Genomic DNA, 21635 nt, shown 5'->3' with positions numbered 1-21635 from the left:
AAAGTAGTCTCTCAGGTTCGTCGGGGCAAGCCCCCGCTAGCTCACCCCCAGGCGGGCCAGCGGCTCGACCAGCTCGCGCTCCTCGTAGCTGAGGTGCGACAGCAGGGCGTCGGTCAGCAGGTTCACCGCAGCGCGCAGCTCGGCCAGGCCGTCCGGCGTCCCGACGTATGCGACAAGCGCCTTGTCGACGCCCTCCAGCACCTCGTGGATGACGTGGTGCTCCTGCTCCAGCCGGTCGACGACCGGCCGCAGCCGCGGGTCGGCCTGCCGCAGTCGCGGAAAGAGTGCCTGGTCCTCGATGGTGTGGTGGGTGGTGACGATCCGGCAGTAGGACTCGCAGTAGGCGCCCAGCGTCCACCGGTTCTGCCGCATGGTCATCGTGTTGATGTGCGATCGCGCCGCGCCGGCGTCGATCTCACCCGCCGCGACCTGCTCGATGAGATCGTGGATCTCGGCCAGCTCGCCGCGCAGGCCGTCGTGCACCTGCACGAGGTGGTGACCGTTGGCCTGCTCGTGCGCCGTGTAGGTGCGCGTCGGGTCGGGTGCGGGCCCGGTGGGGCGGGCGGACTCGTCCCAGACCTGCCGGTCGCTGAGCCGCCGGCCGTCGTCAGGCGTCGGCACCACCGCGAAGGCGCCGCCGGTCACCCTGGCGCGGGCCCGCCGCGGGGCGGGCGCGACGAGCGCCGCTGGCTGCGCGGCCACCACGGGCTCGGCGGGAGTACGCGCCGACGGGGTGCCACTGTCGCGTTCGGCCGCGACCAGTTCGCGCACGGCGGGGGCCACCTCGCCGGCGAACCGGCGCAGGTCGTCGGGGTTGTCGCTGGCGAGGATGAATGTGCTGACGCCGTCGACAAGCGCCAGCTCGACCAGCTCCCGCACCCACTGCTCGGCGGGCCCGTGCAACAGGCCGCCACCGGTTGACGAGAAGGTGCCGGAGATGTTGAGCAGCCGGCGGACGTCGCCTGGCGCGCGGCCGGCCTCCCGCGCGGCATCGTCGATGATCTTGTTGGCGCTGGCCAGGTCACCGGGCTGGAGGTAGTCCAGTGACGGCAGCCAGCCATCGGCCCGGCGACCGGTGAGCGCGAGCATGCGCGGCTTGTACGCCCCGAGCCAGATCGGGACCGGGTGGGCGGGTGCGGGACCGCGCTTGGCGCCGAGCACCCGGTGGAACTCGCCGTCGACCCGCACGCCTCCGCGCGCCTGGGCGTCCCACATCTGCCGGATGACGTCGACGGCCTCCTCCAGCGCCCGTACGCCCTGCCCGGGGGTCAGCCGCCGGCCGCCCATCGCCTCGATGGCGTCCCAGAACGCTCCCGCTCCGAGGCCCAGCGCGACCCGACCGCCGCTGAGCAGGTCGAGGCTGGCGACGCTGCGGGCGAGCACGGCGGGCGGGCGCAGCGGCAGGTTGGTGACGTTCGCCGACAGGTGCACCCGGTCCGTGCGCGCGGCGACGAAGCTCAGCAGCGTCCAGGTGTCCAGGAATCGCGGCTGGTACGGATGGTCCTGGAAGGTGACCAGGTCCAGCCCGACCTGCTCGGCCAGGACCGCGAGCCCGACCGTGCGGTCCGGATCGTCGTTGCCGGGCGTGGTGAACGATCCGAAGACCAGGTCGTGGCCGTAGTCGCTCATGGTGCGAGCCTCCCGTCGTGACGCGTCGACGATGCGTCGTGACCTCAACCTTATGTCGTACAGAACATCTGCCGCCAACAAGGTCGGTCTTCCTGCGCTATTGTCGGGGCATGACGGCTGTCACCGACCGGCCGGACCGGCCCGATCCCCTCGACGACGATCTGGGCTGGATGCTGGGAATCGTCTTCCGGGGCTACGTCCGGGCAGCCGAACACGCACTCACCGACTTTCCCGGTGGCCCGCGTGGCTACCAGGTGCTCACCGCCGCGGCCACCGGGCCGGCCCGCAACCAGGGCGCGATCGCCGAGGAGCTGGGCATCGACCGGACGGTGCTCACGTACCTGATCGACGACCTCGAACGCCCCGGCTTCGTCGCCCGGCGGGCGGACCCGGCCGACCGGCGCAGCCGGCTGGTGGACGTCACCGACGCCGGGCGGGCAGCCTGGGAGCAGCGGCGCGGGGCGCTGCGGCAGGTCGAGGCGCACCTGCTGGGGGCGCTCACGCCTACCGAGTCGGCGACCCTGCGGGAGCTGCTGCAACGGGTCGCCTGCTCGACCCAGGCGATCGACCCCCTGCGCGATCTCTGCCAGGCGGTTGCCGAGGTGCGGCCCGAGCCCGCCGCGCCGGCGGCGAGTCCGCCGCGCGCACCGGCCGACCGCACTCGGCCACGCGCCACCCGATCGCGCCGCCGCAGCGACGACTGACCGGACCGCCGACAGGTGAAAGCGCGCCCACCGGCTCGGGCCGCTCGTCGGCGCGACGGCCGGTGAGTGATCTCGCGCTGGTCGCAACGGCGCGGGCCCGCCGGCCCCTCCCCGACCGTGGCGCGTCGAGGGGTGCCGGCGGGCCCGCAGTGTCGCTGCGGCGACGGGTCAGCGCACGTGCACGAACACCGGGTTCGAGTAGAACCACAGGTCGTCCCACGGGCTCTCCAGCCCGTCGGCGAGCGGCTCGGCCTCGTCCGTGCTGGTGCCGCGCACCCGCGCGTAGGTGTCGGCCTCGACGTTGCGCAGGGTGTGGCGGATGACGTAGTCCGCGCCCTGGCGACGCCAGTCCCGCGGACCGAACCGGGCCACCACAGTCGTGGTGGGGTTGGTGTCGGCGTCCAGGTTGGCGCTCGGCCCGGTGATCTGGCCGACGATCAGGTCGACCCGCCGGACCTCGGGACGGTCCCCGTTGCCGTTCACACCGTCCAGCGGTCGGAACCTGATCTCGATCTCGACGTCGGTGCGGCTGCGGCGGCTGACCGTGATGGTCTCGCCGACCTCGGCCGTCCGCCCCTGGGACCTGGCGGTCACGTCGAGGCTGCGGATCAGGTCACCGGTGGTCACCCAGATCCGGCCGTTGCGCAGGCCGTCCATGATGTCGCCGTAGTCCTGGCGGGCGTGCACGTAGGTCTTGCTGTACTCGCCCGGCCAGAAGTCCGAGCCGCCGCGCGACCAGTGCACGTGCGAGTCCGACGTCGCGGTGATCCACCAGCGCCGGCCCTCACCGAGCAGCGAGTCCCAGAGCCCACCGACCCGCGCGGTCATCTGGTCGAAGCCGCCGTAGGTGGGGTGGTTGCCGTACCCCCCGCGCTTGCCGCCGTTGAGCGGTCCGGCCTGGTGGCCGGGCGCGCCCTCGAAGCCGATGTAGACATCCGGCGCGGCGTTGTTGCCGTTGCGGAACTCCCGCGGCGTGTCCTGGCCGTAGACGCCGAGGCCGGTGGCCGAGCGGGACGCGTGGTGGGCGATGACCAGCGGCTTGTGCGGCATGCCCCGGGCGACCTTGAGGAACTCCACCATCTTGGCCTCGGTGTCGCGGGCCGGGTCGGTGGGGAAGGCGTCGTACTTGGCGAACCGGCTCTCCAGCTCGAAGAGCTGCTTCGCCTCGTCGTCGTGACGCGGGATCATCAACGTGTGGTGGTCCAGCGAGGGCGCGTCGAACTCCATGCCCCAGAACTGGAGCACCTCGGGGACCAGCTTGCGCGAGCGCAACAGGTCGGGGTACGCCTGCTCGATGTTCACCTTCGAGTGCGTCGGGCCACCGTGGTCGGTGCACATGGCCCAGGTCAGGCCGAAGTTCTTGGCCATGATCGCGTTGGTGACGATCGGGTAGACCGCGTCGGCGCCCTTGTGGAAGACGATGGGGCTCTTCGTGGTGTCGAACTCGCCGCTGTACTCGGAGTGCACGTGGTGGTCACCAGCGCGCCAGGCCCGGTTCCTGGTGTTGCCCCGGTCGCTCGTGTCGTCGCCGGGTCGGCGCTCCTCGTCGGCCCACGCCGCGCCCGCGCCCACGAGGGGGCTGGCGGCGGCGAGCGTCGCGCCGACGCCTGCGTACTTGACCAGCTTGCGCCGCGACAGCTGCGCGCGCTCGACCTCTTCGGCTTGCTTGTCTCTCACGTGAGAGCCTCTCCTCGATCAAGCGAATGCTCTTTCGATCAAGAAGCCTCGAAGAGGTTGGTGAACGCCCGCCGTACGACGGGCGGGCGCACGATGAACACCCTGGCAGTGCCCGTTGAAGGGCACGGCGAGACGCGGCGGTCGGTCACCCCGCGACAGCGGGGCGTACCGCCGGACCGAGCGCCGGCGGGGGTCAGGGCAGCTGCCGCGGGTCGCCTGCCGATCTGGCCGCGGACTGCTCGCTCGGCGCGGTGTGCACCGACGGCGCGACGTCGACGGCGGGCAGTCCGGCCTGGCCCGTGACCGGAAGGATCAGGTGGCTGCGACCGAGGTCGACCCGGACTGTCGCATCCTGGTCGTCGGAATCGGTGAACTCCGGATCGCTCTGACCGAGCACGAGGCCGAGGACGTGCCCGGCCGGAACCACCGTGTCGTACGCGCTCAGCGGCACTGTCACCACGTACCACCGGTCCGGCCGCAGCGGCGTGGTGAACCGCAGCGTGCGGTGGTGCGCGGCGTCCAGCCAGCCCCGGGTCAGCACCGCGTGGTCGGAGACCTCGGTGATCTCCTCGGTGTCGTGGTAACAGGCGTCGTCGACGTCTGTGGACGCTCCCCAGCAGGACTCGCTGTCCAGCGTCCGCACTCCCCCGAAGCTGATTCGCTCGGCGGTGCCGTAGTCGACGAGCCGGACGCTCAGCTCGGTGGTCGGCCGGTCCACCCGCACTCGTAGCCGCACGGACGGGCTGCCGGAGATCCGCAGTGGAGTGCGCAGCGCGCCGGAGAGGAAGACCAGCCGGCCGGCGGTCGCGGTGTTCGGCTCGGCTGTCACCTCCTCCTCGGTCAACGACTCGTCGACGTACGCCTGCTCCTCGCCCGGTCGCGCGCCGCGCCCACCCAGCGTGCCTGTCACGCCGTCGCCGACGCCGAGGGAAACGCGGACGTCGCGGGTGCCGGGGGCCGGCCAGTCCCGCTGTGTCGTCCACGTGTGCGGAGCGGTCTGCAGGTCGACCCGCGGCTCGTCGAGCACCCCGTTGGGCAGCCCCTGCAACCAGTAGTCGAACCAGCGGTGCAGGGCGGCCACCCACTCGGCGCGTCGCACGTCGAACGGATCCTGGTGGCCGGACTGGGAGAGCCACAGCTTGCGGGGCACGCCGCGCTCGGCCAACTCCTGCCACCAGTCGGCGAACTGGTTGGTCGTGACGTTGAGGTCGTTGAGGCCGTGTGCCACGAAGACGCTGGCCCGGACCCGGTCGGCCGAGGGCCGGTAGTCCCGCTGGGCCCAGAACCCGTTGTAGTTCCCGGTCTCCTCCGCGCTGTCCGCGCGCAGCCGGGCCAGCATCTGCGCGCAGACGTCCGCCGGGCGGCCGTTGACGACCTCGTGCAGGTAGCCGGGATAGTCGGGGGCGGTCAACAGTCCCCGGTAACGCATGTAGTCGTACCAGCTGGAGATCGCCGAGATCGGCACGATGGTGGCCAGGCCCTGCACCCCGGTGGCGGCGACCCCGTTGGCGACCGAGCCGTCCCACGACTTGCCGATCATGCCGACCCTGCCGGTGCTCCAGCCGGCGGCCACCTGTCGACCGTCGGCCGTGAAGGCGCGGGCGCGACCGTTGAGCCAGTCCACCACCGCCCTGGCGCTGCCCACCTCGACCGGCCCTCCGACGTCCTCGCAGCCGGTCGAGCGGGCCGTGCCGGCGAGGTCGACGGCGACGAAGGCGTATCCGCGCGGGACGAAGTAGTTGTCGTAGAAGAGCGGCACCTTGGCGATGACGCCGGCCGCGTCGTACGTCTTGAGCTCGCCCTCGTTGCCCCGGCCGCAGCAGAGGTAGTAGGGCGAGGCCTCCATGATGACCGGTACGCGGACCCCGGCGGCGGCCGCCTCCCGGGGCCGGACGACGTCCACCGCCACCCGGTCGCGCGCGCCGTCACCATCGCTGTCGACAGGGGTTTCGACCCAGACGCTCTCCCGGATCGCGTCGGCGTAGGAGTAGGCGGGGACAGTCCCGGTTCCGACGACGTGCGGCGGGGTCGGGCGGTGTCGCGCCGTCGGGGCCCCCGCCGTCGCGGCGGCGGGTTCGACGGCGGCGAGCACCGCGACCAGCAGGCTGGCCAGGACGGTGGCGATCCGTGCGCGGGGTCGGGCGGTCGACATCGGTGTCCTCCCGGGTACGACGCGTGAGGACATTCCACCGCATCGATGTCCTCCTTGCCTAGTGTTCTCGGCGGCGGGTCGTCGTCAGATCCGGGCGCGTGGCAGCCAGCCGAGAAAGCGGAGACGCGCTCGGGGCAGGGGCAGCGTCGGCAGATCCTGGGCGGCGGCGACGAGGCAGGAGCCGAGATAGACGGCGAGAGCGGCACGCGCCCCGCCGAATTCGGCGAGCAGTTGGCTCTGCTTGGTCGCGCAGGGCCACTCGCGGCCGCATCCGGTGCAGGTCCAGCTCGGTGGGCTGGGCAGGTGCTCGGGCAGCTTCGTACGCCGGTACCGGCCCACGACACTGTTGTCGGCGCGCACGTCGCGTCGCCGGGGCTCGGGGCCGCCGTTGCGGTGCGCGGGTGGTCGGGGGGCGGGCAGATAGCGCCGGACGGTGCCGAGGAGCGCTCCGACGCGAACCAGGGCGTCCGGCCCGACGTGGTGGGCCAGCAACGCCGTGAGAAGGTAGTGCCCCAACACGTCGAACGAGTCACGGTTGAGCCGCAGGTCCCGGCACAGGTCGACGAACTCGGGTGTGGACAGCGGCACCCGGTCGTCGAGCGCGCGGCGCAGCACCGTCCGCAGCGCGGCGCCGAGATTGACCAGCGCGTCACCCTCTCCCAGTCCCAGGCTGTCCTCGTCCGCCACCCGTGCCAGCGCTTCGGCCACCGCCAGCCGAACGACGCGCTCCGGATCGGTACTGTCCAACGCCTCACCTCCGCCTGCTGGCCGGATCTCCGGCAGCGGTCCGGACGCCGGCGACGCCCGGGGGATCATGAACAAGATTTCGTTGCGGCCGCCGGGACGACTAGGACAGCGGGCGCAGGATCGCCGCACGCGATAGCCAAAAAACGAAACCGACTTGCAATTTGCCGGATCATCGGCAAGGCACCGCCGTCTGCCGTATGGTGGAATTCCCATCAATGGATATATGAGTTGTTGGGAATGCTTAGAGTTTCCACCTTGACAACGCTCGACCGGTCGCCACCCGTCCCTCCGCCGACACCCGAGATCCACTGGGATCCTCCTCTGGCCGCCCCGCTCCCGGGCGACCCCACGGAGGCCGCCACCACCGCCGTACCGCCGGTCAGCAACGTGCCGCGATCAGCGGCGCATGCGCCCCGGACACGTCCCGACCACATCGCCGGCCCTGATCCCCATCCGGCGGTCCCCTCCCGGACGGAGACAGCGGATGACGTCACCAGTGCAGGTCCGAGGGTTCGACAGTCGCGATCCGGCGGCCATCCACCACTTCCTGGCCAGCACGTACACGCCGGACCTGCGGATCCGCGCCGGCGAGAACGGCTACCACCTTGTCCACCAGCGCGTCGACACCGGGCCGTTCGCCCTCGCCACGACCCGGCAGACCGCTCATCTCGGCATCCAGGTGGGCGAGATGGACGGGCTGGTCGTCTGCCGCACCCGCACCGCCCTCATCAGCCGCGCCTGCGAGGGGTCACCCCATCGCTTCGGGCCCGGCGAGACCTTTCTGGTCACCCGCCCAGGGCAGCCGTTCCACCTGCGGTGGGAACCGGGCGAGGTGGAACTCTGCGTCCTGGACCTCGGGGTGCTGACGCAGGTGGCGACCGCTGCCACGACCCGAAGGCCCGGCCAGATCCGGTTCACCGACCTCGGCGGAGTCGACGGGCCGCTCGCCCGGCAGTGGCAGCGGACCACCAGTTACGTCAGCGACGTCGTGGCGAGCATCCCGAGCGCCAGCGCCCAGCCGTTGGTGATCGGCAATGCCGCACGGATGCTCGCGGCGGCGGCGCTCGCGATCTTTCCCAACACGGCGTTCACCGACGAGACCGCCGAGGACCGCCGCGACGCCAGCACCGCCACCCTGCGCCGCGCCGTCGCGTTCATGGAGGAGAACGCCGACCGGGACATCAGCGCCGCCGACATCGCCAGCGCCGCCGCCGTCTCCCTGCGCGCTGTGCAACTCGCCTTCCGCCGCCATCTCGGCACCACCCCGATGGCGTACCTGCGTCGGATCCGGCTCGACCGGGCCCACCACGATCTGGTGCGTGCCGATCCTCGACAGGAGACCGTTTCGGCGATCGCCAGCCGGTGGGGGTTCGCCAGCCACAGCAGGTTCACCGCTCGGTACCACGCCAGCTACGGGGTGCCGCCGCGCGAGACGCTCAACGCCTGAGGCGGGCCGTCACCGCCCGGGACGCCACCTGGCTCAGCGCATCGCGCGGGCCAGGCGGCGCACGGCCTCGTCCATGAGGTCGGGCGCGGCGGCCGCGTAGGTGAGACGCAGATGAGGGGCCGGCGGCTCGGCGGCGTACCAGGGACGACCCGGGAAGATGACGACGCCCTCGGCGGCAGCCGCCACGCCCAACGCCACGTCATCGGTCCGGTCGGGCAGACGGACCCAGAGATGCAGACCCCCACGCGGAATCGTCTGCGGGGAGAGGCTGGGAAGGTGCCGCCGCAGCGCGCTCACCAACGCCCCGCGCCGCGCCCGCAGCGCCGTGGCCAGGGCCCGACGGTGTCGCGGCCACGCCGGGGAGGTGAGGAACTCCAGGGCCGCCTGTTGCAGTGGGCCGGCGACGAAGAAGTCGTCGAGCAGCCGCGCCGCGCGCAGCCGCGCGCCGGCCGGCCCGCGTGCGCCGATGGCGGCGACGCGCAGCCCAGGCGCGATCGACTTGGTCAACGAGCGCAGGTAGATGACATGCCCGTCGGGGTCGTCGGCGGCCAGCGGCGGTGGGGCCGGGCCATCGATGGTCAGATCGCGGGCGTAGTCGTCCTCGATCAGGAACGCCCCGGCGTCGCGTACCGCGTCGGCGACCTGCGCACGGCGGTGCGCCGCCAGCGTCGCGCCGTGCGGGTTGGCGTACAACGGTTGGCAGTAGAAGAGTCGCGCACCGGTGCGGGCGAACGCGGCGGCGAGCTGATCGGGGCGCACCCCGTCGGCGTCCGCCGGCACGGGCACCACCCGGAGTCCGGCCGCGCGGGCCACCGCCAGCGCGCCCAGGTAGGTCGGTGACTCGACGAGCAGTGTGTCGCCGTGGGCGGCGAGCGCCCGCAACGCCGACGACAGCGCGGCCTGCCCGCCGGAACAGATCACCATGTCGTCGGCCCGCAGCCCGCTCCCGGCCTCGCGGGCGAACCAGGCGCGCAGGTCCTCGCGACCCTCGACCGGTCCGCGCTGCCAGGACGCCGGCTGGCGGGCGGCCCGGGTAAGGGCGGCGCCCAACGCGGCAGCAGGCTGCAACTCCGCATCCAGGTAGCCACCGGACAGCGACAGCGCACCGGCGCGTGGAAGCGCCAGCAGTGCCTGCATCTCCTCCTCACCGGCAGGGCGGGGACCGAGCGCGACGGTCTGCCAGGACAGGTCGGATACACGCCGCCCGTCGGACGGTGCGGCCACGAAGGTGCCTCTGCCGGGTCGCGCCTCGATCAACCCCTGGGCCACCAACCGCCGGATCGCCTCGGCGACGGTGACCGGCGACGCCTGGTGCCGGGCGGTCAGCTCACGGACCGAGGGCAGTCGGGTGCCCGGACCGGCGGCGGTCGCCAGTCTACGTAGATCTTGGATAACGCGCTCGGCTGCGTTACCGTTTTCCATGAGTGGGGATAGTAGCGCTACTGCGACCCGGACGATAACAACTGACCGGGCCGGCGGCCTCGCCCTCGGCGCGCTCGGCGTACTCGGCTTCAGCCTCTCCCTGCCCGCCACCCGCATCGCCGTGCACCACCTCGACGCATGGTTCGTCGCGTTCGGCCGGGCCGTCGGCGCGGGCCTGCTCGCCTGGGCGTACCTGCGCCTCAGCGGCGCACCGCGGCCCAATGCGAGGCAGTGGCGCCGACTGGGGATCGTCGCCCTCGGCGTCGTCGTCGGCTTCCCGTTGTTCACCTCACTGGCGCTGCGCACGCAGACCTCGGCGCACAGCACGGTGGTCATCGCCGCGCTGCCCGCGATGACGGCCGTGTTCGCGGTGCTGCGCGGCGGCGAACGTCCGCCGCCGCTGTTCTGGGTGGCGAGCGTCGGCGGACTGCTGGCGGTGCTCACGTTCCTCGGCGCCAGTGGGGCGGTACGCGGGGTTATCACCGCGCCCGACGCGTTCCTGCTCGTGGCGGTCGTACTCTGCGGCCTGGGCTACGCCGAGGGCGGCGCGCTCGCCCGCGAGTTGGGCGGCGCCCGGACGATCTGCTGGGCGTTGCTGCTCTCGTTGCCCGCCACCGCGTCCGTCACGGTCGCCGCCGCCGTGGCCGACCCGCCGCGCACCGACGCCGCAGGCTGGGCGGCGTTCGGCTACCTCACAGTGGTCTCGATGTTCCTGGGCTTCTTCGCCTGGTACGCGGGCCTGGCCCGGGGCGGCATCGCGCGGGTCGGCCAGGTCCAACTCGCGCAGCCGGTGCTCACGCTGGGGTGGTCGGCACTGCTGCTCGGCGAGCGCGTGACAGCCGCCTCGACGCTGGCGGCCGCGGTGGTGCTGGGGTGCGTCGTACTGACCCAGCGCAGCCGGCGTTCCGCGCCGGGGGTGCGACGCGCGAAACCCGACTCGGCCTAGTCCCGCTCGCGTGCGCGGGCGGTCTGCAGCTCGGGCACCGAGGCTTCCAGCAGGTCGGCGAGGCCGCGCAACTGCTCGGCGACCCGGGTGCCGAGGGGGGTCAGCGAGTATTCGACGCGCGGCGGGATCGCCGTGAGCACCTCGCGGGTGAGCATGCCGTCGCGTTCGAGGGTCTGCAGGGTCTGGGAGAGCATCCGCTCGCTGACCCCGTCGACGCGCCGTCGCAGGGCGTTGAACCGGTAACCGCCCTCACCGAGCGCGAGCAGGACGAGCGAGGCCCACTTCGAGGTGACGTCCTCGAAGGCGGCCCGGGAGGTGCAGCCGCGCGCGAAGACATCGCTGACGAGGTCCTGGGTAGGCCCCTCCAGGCCCTGGGCCGGCATGTCGCTCACCTCACCAGCCTACCCGACGCTTACCTGGACGCTTGTGCTGTAGATTCGTAAGTGCTTACGATTCGTCACCTAGGCCCGGAGGTCCCCATGCCCACGTACGCCGTCACAGGTGCCACCGGCCGGCTGGGCCGCCTGGTGATCGAGCAACTGCTCGACACCGGCGTGCCCGCCACCGAGATCGCCGCCATCGTCCGCAGCCCGGAGAAGGCCGCCGACCTCGCCGCACGCGGGATCGAGATCCGCCGGGCCGACTACGACGACCCATCGACGCTGCCCGGCGCCGTGGCCGGCGTCCGTCGCCTGCTGCTCATCTCCGGCGACACCCCCGGGCAGCGGACCGCCCAGCACACCGCCGTCATCGATGCCGCCAAGCTCGCCGGGGTCGAGCGCCTCGTCTACACAAGCATCCTCAAGGCGGACACGACCACGAACCCGCTCGCCCCGGAGCACAGGGCCACCGAGGAGGTCCTTGCCGCGTCGGGCCTGCCCCACACGGTGCTGCGCAACGGGTGGTACACCGAGAACTACACCGACCAGCTGCCGCAGTACCTGCAGAGCGGCACCATCCTCGGCGCCACCGGCGGCAGCAAGGTCTCCGCCGCCGCACGGATCGACTACGCGGCCGCCGCCGCGGCGGCGCTGACCCGGGACGAGGACGGCAACGCCGTCTACGAGTTGGGCGGCACCGCGTTCACCTTCGACGAGCTGGCCGACGCCGTCACCGAGGTGACTGGCACGACAGTCGTCCACCGCGACCTGTCGGCCGCCGAGCTGGCCTCGACGCTGGAGAACATCGGGCTGGACGCCGGCACTGCCGGGTTCGTCGCCGCGCTCGACCACTCGATCGCCATCGGCGAGTTGGCTACCGACAGCGACGACCTCAGCCGGTTGATCGGCCGGCCGAGCACGCCGCTGCGCGACGCGGTCCGAGCCGCGCGGGCCTGACCTGCCGCGACCGATCGGGCGGGTGACGAGGGTACGTGAGCGTCGCCCGCCCGGCGGAACGCCCACCGGTCTCGGGGCCCTCGGGTATGCCCCGGGTCAGCCCACCTCGGGCGGCGTGGCGAGCAGGCTGGCCAGCAGACCGCGCAGCGTCCGCTCGAAGAGGTCCGTCCGGGGCGCCGGCGGCGCGGGCTGGCGGAACGCGGCGACCAGATGCGGGTACGCGGCGAGATCGGCGCCGGCGAAGCTCGCCGACCCGGCGGCGGCCTCACTGCGGGCGAACAGGGTCACCACGCCGGTCAGCATGGCGATCGCCTCGAACTTGGCGGTGACGGCACAGCGCACGGGTTGCAGGATCCGGAGGCAGTTGTCGAACCAGGCCAGGCTCTCGGGGCCGATGCCGGACGGCCGTTGGATCACCTCGACCAGCCACGGGTGGGCGCGGTGCAGCGCCAACTGCTGGCGGGCCACCAGCAGCATCTCGTCGAGCCAGTCGTCGCGCGCCGGCGGGTACGGCCGCAGCTCCCCCACCACCCGGTCGGTCATCAGGTCCAGCAGGTCGTCGCGGGACGACAGGTACCGGTAGAGCGATCCGGCGCCGGTGCCGAGCGCGGCGGCGACGGCGCGCATCGACACCGCGGCGAGCCCTTCGGCGTCGGCCAGGGTGACGGCGGCGGTGACGATGGCGTCCCGGCTGTGCGTCGGAGCGGGGCCACGGGCGCCCCGTTCGGGCCGGGCCCAGATCGGCTGCCGGCCGGCGTCGCGATCACCGGAGCTCGCGGGTGCGTCGGTCACCGATCCACCCTAAACAGCAAACATCGTTCGCGGTCCAGGTGCACCGTCACCCCCGCATCCTTGATCTTGGCTAGGGTGGTGGCATGCCGCCGCGCCGCCGGCCCGCGCTGGCCGACGCCTGCGCACGCCTCGCCCGATCCCGTCCCTTCGAGATCGGCATCGTCGTCGTCATCCTCGCCAACGGGATCGTCCTCGGTCTGGAGACGTACGACGGTCTGGTCCCCGCGACCTGGGCGCTGCACGGGCTGGAGGCGCTCTTCCGCGCCGTCTTCGTCGTCGAGATCGGCATCCGGCTGGCGGCCTACGGCCGGCGTCCGCAGGACTTCTTCCGGCACGGCTGGAACGTCTTCGACTTCGTCGTGATCGCGGCCATCTTCGTTCCCGGCCTGCACGGCGACTCGGCGCTGCTGCGCGTGGTGCGGGTCGCCCGGATGGTCAGGCTGGTGCGCTTCTCGCCGGGCCTGCGGACCATCGTGTCCGCGCTGTGGCGCAGCCTGCCCGGCGTCACCGGGTTCCTTGCCCTAGCCGTGGTGACCCTCTACGTGTACGGGATGGCCGGCTGGCTGATCTTCGGCGACAGGTATCCGGACGAGTACGGCGACATCGGCCGGTCGCTGCTGACATTGTTCGTGCTGCTCTCGCTGGAGACACTGCCGGACCTCATCGAGCAGGGCCTGGCCATCTCGCCGTGGACGCTTCTCTACTACGTCAGCTACGTGGTGATCACCGTCAACCTCCTGCTCAACATCCTCATCGCGGTCATCGTCAACTCCATGGAGGAGGCCCGTCGACTGGAGATGACCGAACGGCTGGCCCCCGGCTACGACGCCGACGGCGACGGCGTACCCGACGAGGTGGACCGCATCGCGCTCACCCAGCGGCTGGACGACCTACGGGCGGTCATCGGCGAGTTGGAGCGGGAGCTGCGCATCGACCGGAACGACACACACCGCGAGGACACCCCCTCTCGACGGTGACAGCACGGTCTCGATCATGGCAGTTCGATCGGCTAGTCTCGATGGCAGTCCCGCCGGTCCGACTGAAGGGACACCGCGCATGACGGCAAGTGTCGACAGTGTCCAGCCCCGCACCGACGTCCTGACCACGCTCACACCCGTGATCGAGACCGTGATCCGCCGGCGGGCGGGTACCGTCGACCGGGACGCCGCGTTTCCCCGGGACGGCATCGACGCCCTCGCCGCGGCGGGCCTGCTCGGCCTGGCCAGCGCGACCGAGGTCGGCGGGGGCGGCCAGGGCCTGCGCGTCGTCGCCGACGTCATCGAACGGCTGGCCGCCGAGTGTGGGTCCACGGCGATGGTGGTTCTCATGCACTACGCGGCGACAGCCGTCGTCGAGGCACACGGCCCGCACGAGGTCCGCGCGGCCATCGCCGCCGGCCGTCACCTGAGCACGCTTGCGTTCTCCGAGTTCGGCTCCCGCAGTCACTTCTGGTCGCCCACCGGCTCCGCAACCGCGTCCGACGACGCCGTGCGACTCGACGCCCGCAAGAGTTGGGTCACCTCGGCGGGCGAGGCCGACAGCTACGTCTGGTCGAGTCTTCCGCTGGCGTCGGGAGCCGGGCCGATGACGCTGTGGCTCGTACCCGCCGACCGCGCCGGCCTCCGCGTCGCCGGTGACTTCGACGGGCTCGGCCTGCGCGGCAACGGTTCTCGGCCGATGACGGCCGAGGGCGTGGTGATCCCCGCCGACGCGATGCTGGGCACCGACGGCGCCGGCCTGGACCTCGCGCTCGGCGCCGTACTCCCCTGGTTCCTGGTGCTCAACGCGGCGTTCTGCCTCGGCCTCGCCGACAGCGCGGTCGCCGAGGCGGGCCGACACCTCACCGGTACCACGCTCACCCACACCGGCGCGGCGCTTCGGGACGCACCCGTCGCCCGACGCGACTTCGCCCAGTTGACGATCCGCACCCACGCGTTGCGCGCCTTCCTCGACGACACCCTCACCGCGCTGGAGACCGGCCGGGACGACGCGACGCTGCGCGTACTGCAGGTCAAGGCGCTGGCCGGCGACACGGTCGCGGACGTCACCGACGGCGCGATGCGGCTCTGCGGCGGCAGCGCCTTCCGCAAGGAGTTGGGCCTGGAACGACGGTTCCGCGACTCCCGAGCCGCCCGGGTGATGGCACCGACCACTGACGCCCTGCACGACTTCGTGGGCCGCGTCGCCACCGGGCTGCCGCTGCTCGACGAGGCCAACCGCTGATGCCGGCGCCGTCGGTCCTGATGGGCGCTGTCGCGTACGACCCCAAGGTCGTCACCATCTGGGAGGGCTTTCGCGGTTGGCTGCGCGATCACGGCCTGGACTTCGACTTCGTCCTCTACTCGCACTACGAGCGGCAGGTCGAGGACCTTGTCGCCGGCCGCATCGACGCCGCCTGGAACTCCCCGCTCGCCTGGCTGCGGGCCGACCGGTTGGCCACTGCCCGCGGCGGCGCCGTGCGCGCGCTCACGATGCGCGACACCGACCGGGACCTCACCTCGGTCGTGGTGGTGCGCGCCGACTCGCCGGTGCACCGGATCGAGGATCTCGCCGGCAGGCTGGTGGCCACCGGCGCGGTGGACAGTCCACAGGCGACGCTGATCCCGCTCGGCCACCTCGCCGCGGCCGACGTCCAGGTCAACGTGCGCCGGTTCGACGTCGGTGTCGGCCTGCACGGTGACCACGTCGGCGGCGAACGGGACGCCGCGCGCGCCCTGGCGGCAGGGGAGGTCGACGCCGCCTGCATGATCGACGCGAACCACCTGCTGTTCGTCCAGGAGGGCACGCTGCCGACCGAGGGCACCCGGATCGTCGCGCAGACCGGGCGGTACGACCACTGCAACATGACGGTGCGCGAGCCGGCGTCCGACGGGGTCCGGCTCTTCGGCGACCTGCTGCGCGGCATGTCGTACGCCGACCCGCAGGTGCGACCGCTGCTCGACCTGGAGGGCCTGACGGCCTGGCAGGACGGCCGCACGACGGGGTACGCGGCCCTCGCCGAGGCGGTCGACTCGAGCGGGTTCTACGCCCCCGACGGGCGGGTGACCGCCACGGACTACCGGCCGTGACCGCCGACGTCGAGATCGATCTCGGCGGTCTCGGCTTCGACCGTGGCGCGCACCTGCTGGTACAGCGCGCCCTGGCCGGGTTGCCGCCGGGCGGCCGGGTGGCGGTCTCCGGCACCGACGCGGCACTGGGAGTGCACCTGCCGGCATGGTGCCGAAGCCGGGGTCACCGGGTCGAACGGCCCGATCCCGCGGACCGGAGTCGTCTGGTGGCTGTCGTCGTCCGGGGCACCGCCGACGACGACCGCTGGTTCGGCGCGGAACGGGCCGGGCCGCCCCTGCCCGCGGCGCTGCACAGCCGCCCACCGCCGCGCTGGGGGCTCGGCGCCCGTGGCGCGCTGCTGGAGGCCGGCGGGCCGGAGGCCCGGTTCGACCTGGACGACCGCGATCTGGTGTGGGCCGACATCGCCCCCACCCTGTACGCGCAGGCGGCCGCACGGCAGTGGGACCCGCAGACGGCGGTGCCGTGGGACGACACGTTCGCCCTTCCGGCGGACGTCGAGGCCGCTGTCGTGCAGGTGATGACCTATCTGGTCGAGAACGAGCAGGCGGCTCTCGTCGTACCGGCCCGGTTCATCGGCCGCATCCACCCGCACTTCCGGGAGGTGGTGCAGCTCCTCGCGGTGCAGGTGGCCGACGAGGCCCGGCACATGGAGGTCTTCAGCCGGCGGGCGTTGCTGCGCGGCGCGGAGCTGGGCACCTCCTCGGCGGGTGGCCGGCAGTCGCTCTTCACGCTCGTCGCCGAGTCCGATTTCGCCCTGGCGTCGTTCCTGCTCTCCGTGCTCGGCGAGGGCAGCTTCGTCGACCTGCTGGGGTTCCTGGTACGGCACGCACCCGATCCGGTGACCCGCCGGATCTGCTGGTTGGCGATGCAGGACGAGCGCCGGCACGTGGTGTTCGGCATGGCCCACCTGGAGCACCAGGCGACAGTCGACCCGGCGCTGCGCGACCGACTCCGTGCCGCCATCCACCGCCGTCACGACGCCCTGGCCGACACCGCGGGTCTCAACGCGGACGTCTTCGACGCGCTGGTGGTGCTCGCGGCGGGCGGGTGGAACCCCGACGACGTGGCCGCCGGCTTCGCGCACGTGCGCGCGCTGCAACAGGCGATGGACCAGGGCCGCCAGCGCCGCCTCGTCCGGCTGGGCTTCCGACCGGACGAGGCGGCCGCGCTGTCCGCCCTGCACACCCGCAACTTCATGTAGACGCGTGCGGGTCCGCGGGCCGCGTACCGTTGAACCATCATGCCCACCGATTCCCGCGCGGTCCGTGCGGACCTGCTGCGCCGACGCGACGAGACCGCCGCCGAGGCCGCCGCGCTGGAGGGTGACCTGCGGAGCCTCTTCGAGGCCTCCCGGTCGTCGAACGCCGACGACGAACACGACCCCGAGGGCAGCACCATCGCGTTCGAACGGGCGCAGCTCAGCGCCGTCCTGGACGCGGCACGTCGACGCCTCGCGGAACTGGACGAGGCGGTGCGCCGCGTCGACGCCGGCACCTACGGCGTCTGCGAACGATGCTCGCGCCCGATTCCAACCGAGCGGCTCGCCGCCCGCCCGTCGGCGCGTACCTGCGTCGCCTGCGCCAGCCGACGGTGACGGCGGCGGCCCCGGGGGCCGGCGGGCGTCCGCACCGCGGTGCCGTCAGCTGGCGCAGCAGCCATCGGCGGACGCGGTCCCGACAGCGACGAGGTTGAGCAGCCCGCCGGAAACGCCGGTGGCCAGCCCGCGGCGGATCGGCTCGGCGGGCGGCGTCGGGCCGCAGCAGCTGTCGCCGCTCAACGGGTCGGCGGCGTTGCTGCCGCACACGCCGGTCTCGGGCAGGTCGAGTTGGACGTCGCGGGCGGCGGCCCAATCTCCGGCGAGGGCGGCGACGACCGAGCGGACCTGCTCGTAGCCGGTGGCCATGAGGAACGTCGGCGCCCGTCCGTACGACTTCATCCCGACGGCGTAGTAGCCCGCCTCCGGGTGGCCGAGCTCGTCGACGCCGTGCGGAGGCACGGTGCCGCAGGAGTGCTCGTTCGGGTCGATCAGCGGGGCGAGCGCGCGGGTCGCGCCCAGCACCGGGTCCAGGTCCAGCCGCAGCTCGGCGGTGATCGAGTGGTCCGGACGGTAGCCGGTGGCCGCGACGACGCGGTCCACGAGCACCGACTCCTCGCCGCCGTCGGCGTGCCGGACGAGCACCCGGACGCGCCCGTCGACAGGTGTGAGGGCGTGCACCCAGAAGCCTGTGAGCAGCCGGACCCGGCCGGCGTCGACGTGCCCTCGCAGCCGCGCGCCGAGGGCGCCGCGCGCCGGCAGGGCGTCGGCGTCTTGACCGCCGTACGTCCGCGCGGGTGAGGCGGTGCGGATCGCCCAGGTCACCTCGGTGCCGGGCTCGGTGGCGGCCAGTTCCGCCAGGGAGAGCAGGGTGTTCGCCGCGGAGTGACCGGCGCCCACGACGAGCGTGTGGCGCCCGGCGAAGCGGTCCCGGTCGGCGCCGAGCACGTCGGGCAGCGCGTGTTCGAGGTACGCGGCGACGTCGGCCTCGCCCCGGGCGGGCAGGCCGGACGCGCCGAGGACGTTCGGGGTGCCCCAGGTGCCGGAGGCGTCGATCACGGCGCGGGCCAGCAGTTCGTCGCCGTCGGCGAGGCGGACCAGGAAGGGCGTGGTGTCACGACCCGCGGTGCGCAGCCGGTCGAGGCCGAGGCGGCTGATCGCCTCGACCCGGGCGCCGTAGCGGACGTGCGGCGCGAGCGGGGGCAGCTCCGCGAGCGGCTGGAGGTACGCGCGGACCAACTCCGCTCCGGTCGGCAGGGCCTCCGGGTCGGGGGCGACCCAGCCGGCGTCGTCGAGGAGCCGGCGGGCGGCCGGGTCGATGTTGTAGCGCCAGGGCGAGAAGACCCGCACGTGCCCCCACTCGGCGACGGCGGCGCCCGGGGTGTCGCCGGCCTCCAGGACGACGAAGGGTAGGCCGCGTTCGTGCAGATGGGCGGCGGCGGCCAGGCCGGCCGGGCCAGCGCCGACGACCACGACGGGAAGGCTGTGCAGGGCGTTCATGGGGGACTCCTCGTCAGGTGATGGTGGGGCTGCGGCGTTCCAGCAGGACGACGTCGCGCCAGCGGTCGTGGTGGCGGCCGATCCGCTCCCGGACGCCTATGACACGGAACCCGGCCCGCCGGTGCAGGGCCAGGCTGCCGATGTTCTCCGGGAAGATGCCGGACTGGATGGTCCAGATGCCGGCGGCCTCGGTCGAGGTGATCAGTGCGTCGAGCAGCACCCGGCCGACGCCGCGCCCCTGGGCCGCCGGGTCGACGTAGACGGAGTGCTCGACCACCCCGGCGTAGACCGGACGGCTCGATGTCGGTGTGACCGCGACCCAGCCGAGGATGGTGCCGCCGCCGTCCACGGCCACGAAGCGGTGCGCGGGCAACCGGGTGGCGTCGAACGCCTCCCAGGTCGGCGCGGTGATCTCGAAGCTGGCGTCACCGCCGTCGAGGCCCGCCTGGTAGATCGTCAGGACGCGGTCGGCGTCGGTGGCGGTCATCGGGCGCGTGGTCAGGTCGATCATCGACGGGCTCCGTTCCGGTATCGGACCGTGGGACACTGTCTCGACTTCCGTCGAATCAGACAGTTGCACGCTGATTAGATGTCTGTCAACCTAGAGGAATGTCGAAACAAGCGGTCGTGGACGCGCTGTGCTGCCCGCCCCTGTCCGAGCGGCGCGTGCCGGCCGAGACCGCCGCCGCGCTCGCCCCCGCGTTCAAGGCCCTCGGCGACCCGGTCCGCCTGCAGCTCATGTCGATGATCGCCTCCGCCGAGGGCGGCGAGATCTGCGTCTGCGACCTCACCCCCGCGTTCGACCTGACCGGCCCGACCATCTCGCACCACCTGAGGACGCTGCGCGAGGCCGGGCTCGTCGACGCCGACCGCCGCGGCACCTGGGTCTACTACCGTGCCCGGCCGACGGTCCTGGGCCAGCTCGCCGCGCTGCTCACCGTCGTACCGACCGACGCCGCTCCCGCCGCCCGGCCGGAGTGCTCGTGAGCACCCTCACCCGCCAGACCGACACGGCCGCGAGCGCCGTCGTCGGTCGACTCTCCCGACTCGACCGGTTCCTTCCCGTCTGGATCGGGCTGGCCATGGCCGTCGGACTGCTCCTCGGCCGCCTGATCCCCGGGCTCGACGACGCGCTGGACGCGGTGGCGGTCGGCGGGATCTCACTGCCGATCGCGCTCGGCCTGCTGGTCATGATGTATCCGGTGCTGGCGAAGGTCCGCTACGACCGACTCGACACCGTGACCGGCGACCGCCGCCTGCTGGTCTCGTCGCTGGTCCTCAACTGGCTCGTCGGCCCGGCCGTGATGTTCGCCCTGGCCTGGGTGTTCCTGGCCGACCAGCCCGCGTACCGCACCGGCTTGATCATCGTTGGTCTCGCCCGCTGCATCGCCATGGTCGTCATCTGGAACGACCTCGCGTGCGGCGACCGCGAGGCCGCGGCCGTCCTCGTCGCGCTCAACTCGGTCTTCCAGGTCCTCGCCTTCGGCCTGCTCGGCTGGTTCTACCTGTCGGTGCTGCCCGGGTGGCTCGGGTTGCCGGGCGCCGAGCTGCGCGTCTCGGCCTGGGAGATCGCCCGCAACGTGCTCGTCTTCCTCGGCGTCCCGCTGCTGGCCGGCTACCTCACCCGCCGCCTCGGCGAGCGCGCCAGGGGTCGTGACTGGTACGAGTCCCGCCTCCTGCCCCGCATCGGCCCCGCCGCCCTGTACGGGCTGCTGTTCACCATCGTGATCCTGTTCGCCCTGCAGGGCGACGCCATCACCGGCCGGCCCTTCGACGTCACCCGCATCGCCCTGCCGCTGCTCGTGTACTTCGCGCTGATGTGGGCCGGCTCCTACGCTCTCGGCCGGACCCTCGGCCTCGGCTACGCGCGCACGACCACCCTCGCGTTCACCGCCGCCGGCAACAACTTCGAACTCGCCATCGCCGTCGCGATCGGCACCTTCGGCGTGGCCTCCGGCCAGGCGCTCGCCGGGGTCGTCGGGCCGCTGATCGAGGTGCCCGTGCTGGTCGGCCTCGTCCACGTCTCGCTCTGGGCGCGCCGCCGCTTGTTTGCCCCACCCCTGGACCGAGAGGCGTCCCGATGAGCGACAAACCAAGCGTCCTGTTCGTCTGCGTCCACAACGCCGGCCGCTCCCAGATGGCCGCCGGCTGGCTGCGCCACCTCGCCGGCGACACCGTCGAGGTTCGCTCGGCGGGCTCCGCCCCGGCCGAGACGATCAACCCCGCCGCCGTCGCCGCCATGCGCGAGGTCGGCATCGACATCACCGACCAGACGCCAAAGCTCCTGGCGTACGCCACAGCGGAGTCCTCCGACGTCATCGTGACCATGGGCTGCGGTGACGCCTGCCCGGTCTTCCCCGGCAAGCGCTACGAGGACTGGAAGCTCGACGACCCGGCCGGCAAGGGAGTCGAGGCCGTCCGTGGAATCCGCGACGACATCCGGACCCGGGTGCAGCAGCTCCTCGCCGACCTGGCCGCTCGCCCCTGATCCCGGACGAGACCGACAAACACCCCCGCTGACCGAGACCCACCGACGGCACCCGGCGTCCACAAAGATGCGATGTATCAAGTCGGCGACGCCAGCAACGCCTCCCCCAGCCACCGTCGACAGTCGCGGCGAACATCTAATCTTCATCGGACCTCATCGACGTCCGGAGCACCGCCCGGCTCCGGCCGGTG

General features: G+C 72.7%; 21 protein-coding genes. 12 read left to right on the top strand and 9 right to left on the bottom strand.

Annotated features, from left to right (window positions below; all coding sequences use genetic code 11):
• Window positions 1–36 precede the first annotated feature (36 nt).
• Window positions 37–1629 (bottom strand): LLM class flavin-dependent oxidoreductase, encoded by a 1593-nt coding sequence (locus ACLQ26_RS26710; protein WP_425747072.1) that lies wholly within the window; start codon window positions 1627–1629, stop codon window positions 37–39.
• Between the two features lie 110 nt (window positions 1630–1739).
• Here ACLQ26_RS26710 and ACLQ26_RS26705 point away from each other — a divergent pair, with 110 nt between their 5' ends.
• Complete coding sequence (locus ACLQ26_RS26705) at window positions 1740–2333, top strand: MarR family winged helix-turn-helix transcriptional regulator (protein WP_425747071.1); 594 nt, start codon at window positions 1740–1742, stop codon at window positions 2331–2333.
• Window positions 2334–2501: 168 nt separating this feature from the next.
• Here ACLQ26_RS26705 and ACLQ26_RS26700 read toward each other — a convergent pair whose 3' ends face one another.
• The 3 genes from ACLQ26_RS26700 to ACLQ26_RS26690 form a co-directional block, all read right to left on the bottom strand.
• Complete coding sequence (locus ACLQ26_RS26700) at window positions 2502–4010, bottom strand: phosphoesterase (protein WP_425747070.1); 1509 nt, start codon at window positions 4008–4010, stop codon at window positions 2502–2504.
• Between the two features lie 193 nt (window positions 4011–4203).
• Entirely contained in the window at window positions 4204–6162 is a 1959-nt protein-coding gene (locus tag ACLQ26_RS26695) for a Xaa-Pro dipeptidyl-peptidase (RefSeq protein WP_425747069.1), read from the bottom strand.
• An 84-nt stretch (window positions 6163–6246) separates the two neighbouring features.
• Window positions 6247–6909, bottom strand: a complete 663-nt coding sequence (locus ACLQ26_RS26690) for a hypothetical protein (RefSeq protein WP_363689958.1) — start codon at window positions 6907–6909, stop codon at window positions 6247–6249.
• A 484-nt stretch (window positions 6910–7393) separates the two neighbouring features.
• On the opposite strand from ACLQ26_RS26690, the gene ACLQ26_RS26685 reads away from it, so the two are divergent.
• Complete coding sequence (locus ACLQ26_RS26685) at window positions 7394–8356, top strand: helix-turn-helix transcriptional regulator (RefSeq protein ID WP_425747068.1); 963 nt, start codon at window positions 7394–7396, stop codon at window positions 8354–8356.
• Between the two features lie 33 nt (window positions 8357–8389).
• On the opposite strand, the gene ACLQ26_RS26680 is transcribed toward ACLQ26_RS26685, so the two are convergent.
• The gene (locus ACLQ26_RS26680) at window positions 8390–9778 is read right to left on the bottom strand and encodes a PLP-dependent aminotransferase family protein (RefSeq protein WP_425747067.1); all 1389 of its coding nucleotides are present in this window, start codon (window positions 9776–9778) and stop codon (window positions 8390–8392) included.
• Between ACLQ26_RS26680 and ACLQ26_RS26675 the strand changes: the two genes are divergently transcribed.
• Window positions 9777–10724 (top strand): DMT family transporter, encoded by a 948-nt coding sequence (locus tag ACLQ26_RS26675; RefSeq protein WP_425747066.1) that lies wholly within the window; start codon window positions 9777–9779, stop codon window positions 10722–10724. The genes ACLQ26_RS26680 and ACLQ26_RS26675 overlap by 2 nt on opposite strands.
• On the opposite strand, the gene ACLQ26_RS26670 is transcribed toward ACLQ26_RS26675, so the two are convergent.
• Window positions 10721–11107, bottom strand: a complete 387-nt coding sequence (locus ACLQ26_RS26670; RefSeq protein ID WP_425747213.1) for a winged helix-turn-helix transcriptional regulator — start codon at window positions 11105–11107, stop codon at window positions 10721–10723. The two genes, ACLQ26_RS26675 and ACLQ26_RS26670, sit on opposite strands and share 4 nt — an antisense overlap.
• 96 nt (window positions 11108–11203) lie before the next feature.
• Between ACLQ26_RS26670 and ACLQ26_RS26665 the strand changes: the two genes are divergently transcribed.
• Complete coding sequence (locus ACLQ26_RS26665; RefSeq protein ID WP_425747065.1) at window positions 11204–12061, top strand: SDR family oxidoreductase; 858 nt, start codon at window positions 11204–11206, stop codon at window positions 12059–12061.
• Window positions 12062–12157: 96 nt separating this feature from the next.
• Here ACLQ26_RS26665 and ACLQ26_RS26660 read toward each other — a convergent pair whose 3' ends face one another.
• On the bottom strand, window positions 12158–12853 hold the full coding sequence (locus ACLQ26_RS26660) for a TetR/AcrR family transcriptional regulator (RefSeq protein WP_425747064.1): 696 nt from the start codon (window positions 12851–12853) through the stop codon (window positions 12158–12160).
• Between the two features lie 83 nt (window positions 12854–12936).
• Here ACLQ26_RS26660 and ACLQ26_RS26655 point away from each other — a divergent pair, with 83 nt between their 5' ends.
• From ACLQ26_RS26655 to ACLQ26_RS26635, 5 genes are all read left to right on the top strand, one after another.
• Window positions 12937–13830: an ion transporter gene (locus tag ACLQ26_RS26655; RefSeq protein ID WP_425747063.1), complete on the top strand. Its 894-nt coding sequence runs from the start codon at window positions 12937–12939 to the stop codon at window positions 13828–13830.
• 79 nt (window positions 13831–13909) lie between these two features.
• Window positions 13910–15076: an acyl-CoA dehydrogenase family protein gene (locus ACLQ26_RS26650; RefSeq protein ID WP_425747062.1), complete on the top strand. Its 1167-nt coding sequence runs from the start codon at window positions 13910–13912 to the stop codon at window positions 15074–15076.
• Window positions 15076–15921 (top strand): phosphate/phosphite/phosphonate ABC transporter substrate-binding protein, encoded by an 846-nt coding sequence (locus tag ACLQ26_RS26645; RefSeq protein ID WP_425747061.1) that lies wholly within the window; start codon window positions 15076–15078, stop codon window positions 15919–15921. Before ACLQ26_RS26650 ends, ACLQ26_RS26645 begins: the two co-directional genes overlap by 1 nt.
• A complete protein-coding gene (locus ACLQ26_RS26640; protein WP_425747059.1) occupies window positions 15918–17123 on the top strand; it encodes a ferritin-like domain-containing protein in 1206 nt (401 codons plus the stop codon). The genes ACLQ26_RS26645 and ACLQ26_RS26640 overlap by 4 nt, the downstream gene beginning before the upstream one ends.
• Before the next feature lie 39 nt (window positions 17124–17162).
• On the top strand, window positions 17163–17516 hold the full coding sequence (locus ACLQ26_RS26635; RefSeq protein ID WP_425747057.1) for a TraR/DksA family transcriptional regulator: 354 nt from the start codon (window positions 17163–17165) through the stop codon (window positions 17514–17516).
• A gap of 45 nt (window positions 17517–17561) precedes the next feature.
• Here the strand turns inward: ACLQ26_RS26635 and ACLQ26_RS26630 are convergent, their stop codons facing one another.
• Together ACLQ26_RS26630 and ACLQ26_RS26625 are read right to left on the bottom strand one after the other, a co-directional pair.
• Window positions 17562–18956, bottom strand: a complete 1395-nt coding sequence (locus tag ACLQ26_RS26630) for an FAD-dependent oxidoreductase (RefSeq protein ID WP_425747056.1) — start codon at window positions 18954–18956, stop codon at window positions 17562–17564.
• Between the two features lie 13 nt (window positions 18957–18969).
• Window positions 18970–19467, bottom strand: coding sequence for a GNAT family N-acetyltransferase (locus ACLQ26_RS26625; protein ID WP_425747055.1), 498 nt, complete (start codon window positions 19465–19467; stop codon window positions 18970–18972).
• A gap of 98 nt (window positions 19468–19565) precedes the next feature.
• Between ACLQ26_RS26625 and ACLQ26_RS26620 the strand changes: the two genes are divergently transcribed.
• The 3 genes from ACLQ26_RS26620 to ACLQ26_RS26610 are packed head-to-tail and all read left to right on the top strand — an operon-like array spanning window position 19566 to window position 21444.
• Window positions 19566–19943 (top strand): ArsR/SmtB family transcription factor, encoded by a 378-nt coding sequence (locus tag ACLQ26_RS26620; RefSeq protein ID WP_425747054.1) that lies wholly within the window; start codon window positions 19566–19568, stop codon window positions 19941–19943.
• Window positions 19940–21040, top strand: a complete 1101-nt coding sequence (gene arsB, locus ACLQ26_RS26615; protein WP_425747053.1) for an ACR3 family arsenite efflux transporter — start codon at window positions 19940–19942, stop codon at window positions 21038–21040. The genes ACLQ26_RS26620 and arsB overlap by 4 nt, the downstream gene beginning before the upstream one ends.
• Window positions 21037–21444 carry an arsenate reductase ArsC gene (locus ACLQ26_RS26610; protein ID WP_425747052.1) on the top strand — a complete coding sequence of 136 codons (408 nt, stop codon included), beginning with the start codon at window positions 21037–21039 and terminating at the stop codon, window positions 21442–21444. The genes arsB and ACLQ26_RS26610 overlap by 4 nt, the downstream gene beginning before the upstream one ends.
• Window positions 21445–21635: the final 191 nt, after the last annotated feature.

The organism is Micromonospora sp. DT43 (assembly GCF_049841645.1).
In the GTDB taxonomy this organism is placed as follows: Bacteria; Actinomycetota; Actinomycetes; order Mycobacteriales; family Micromonosporaceae; genus Micromonospora.
Note: the sequence above shows the minus strand (reverse complement) of the source record. Positions and strands in the feature narration are given on the sequence as shown.

Excerpts from the sequence above, each read along its gene's own strand:
- ACLQ26_RS26710 (WP_425747072.1), bottom strand. The coding sequence starts at position 1,629 with ATGAGCGACTACGGCCACGACCTGGTCTTCGGATCGTTCACCACGCCC.
- ACLQ26_RS26705 (WP_425747071.1), top strand. The coding sequence starts at position 1,740 with ATGACGGCTGTCACCGACCGGCCGGACCGGCCCGATCCCCTCGACGAC.
- ACLQ26_RS26695 (WP_425747069.1), bottom strand. The coding sequence starts at position 6,162 with ATGTCGACCGCCCGACCCCGCGCACGGATCGCCACCGTCCTGGCCAGC.
- ACLQ26_RS26685 (WP_425747068.1), top strand. The coding sequence starts at position 7,394 with ATGACGTCACCAGTGCAGGTCCGAGGGTTCGACAGTCGCGATCCGGCG.
- ACLQ26_RS26675 (WP_425747066.1), top strand. The coding sequence starts at position 9,777 with ATGAGTGGGGATAGTAGCGCTACTGCGACCCGGACGATAACAACTGAC.
- ACLQ26_RS26680 (WP_425747067.1), bottom strand. The coding sequence starts at position 9,778 with ATGGAAAACGGTAACGCAGCCGAGCGCGTTATCCAAGATCTACGTAGA.
- ACLQ26_RS26670 (WP_425747213.1), bottom strand. The coding sequence starts at position 11,107 with ATGCCGGCCCAGGGCCTGGAGGGGCCTACCCAGGACCTCGTCAGCGAT.
- ACLQ26_RS26665 (WP_425747065.1), top strand. The coding sequence starts at position 11,204 with ATGCCCACGTACGCCGTCACAGGTGCCACCGGCCGGCTGGGCCGCCTG.
- ACLQ26_RS26655 (WP_425747063.1), top strand. The coding sequence starts at position 12,937 with ATGCCGCCGCGCCGCCGGCCCGCGCTGGCCGACGCCTGCGCACGCCTC.
- ACLQ26_RS26650 (WP_425747062.1), top strand. The coding sequence starts at position 13,910 with ATGACGGCAAGTGTCGACAGTGTCCAGCCCCGCACCGACGTCCTGACC.
- ACLQ26_RS26645 (WP_425747061.1), top strand. The coding sequence starts at position 15,076 with ATGCCGGCGCCGTCGGTCCTGATGGGCGCTGTCGCGTACGACCCCAAG.
- ACLQ26_RS26635 (WP_425747057.1), top strand. The coding sequence starts at position 17,163 with ATGCCCACCGATTCCCGCGCGGTCCGTGCGGACCTGCTGCGCCGACGC.
- ACLQ26_RS26630 (WP_425747056.1), bottom strand. The coding sequence starts at position 18,956 with ATGAACGCCCTGCACAGCCTTCCCGTCGTGGTCGTCGGCGCTGGCCCG.
- ACLQ26_RS26625 (WP_425747055.1), bottom strand. The coding sequence starts at position 19,467 with ATGATCGACCTGACCACGCGCCCGATGACCGCCACCGACGCCGACCGC.
- ACLQ26_RS26620 (WP_425747054.1), top strand. The coding sequence starts at position 19,566 with ATGTCGAAACAAGCGGTCGTGGACGCGCTGTGCTGCCCGCCCCTGTCC.
- ACLQ26_RS26610 (WP_425747052.1), top strand. The coding sequence starts at position 21,037 with ATGAGCGACAAACCAAGCGTCCTGTTCGTCTGCGTCCACAACGCCGGC.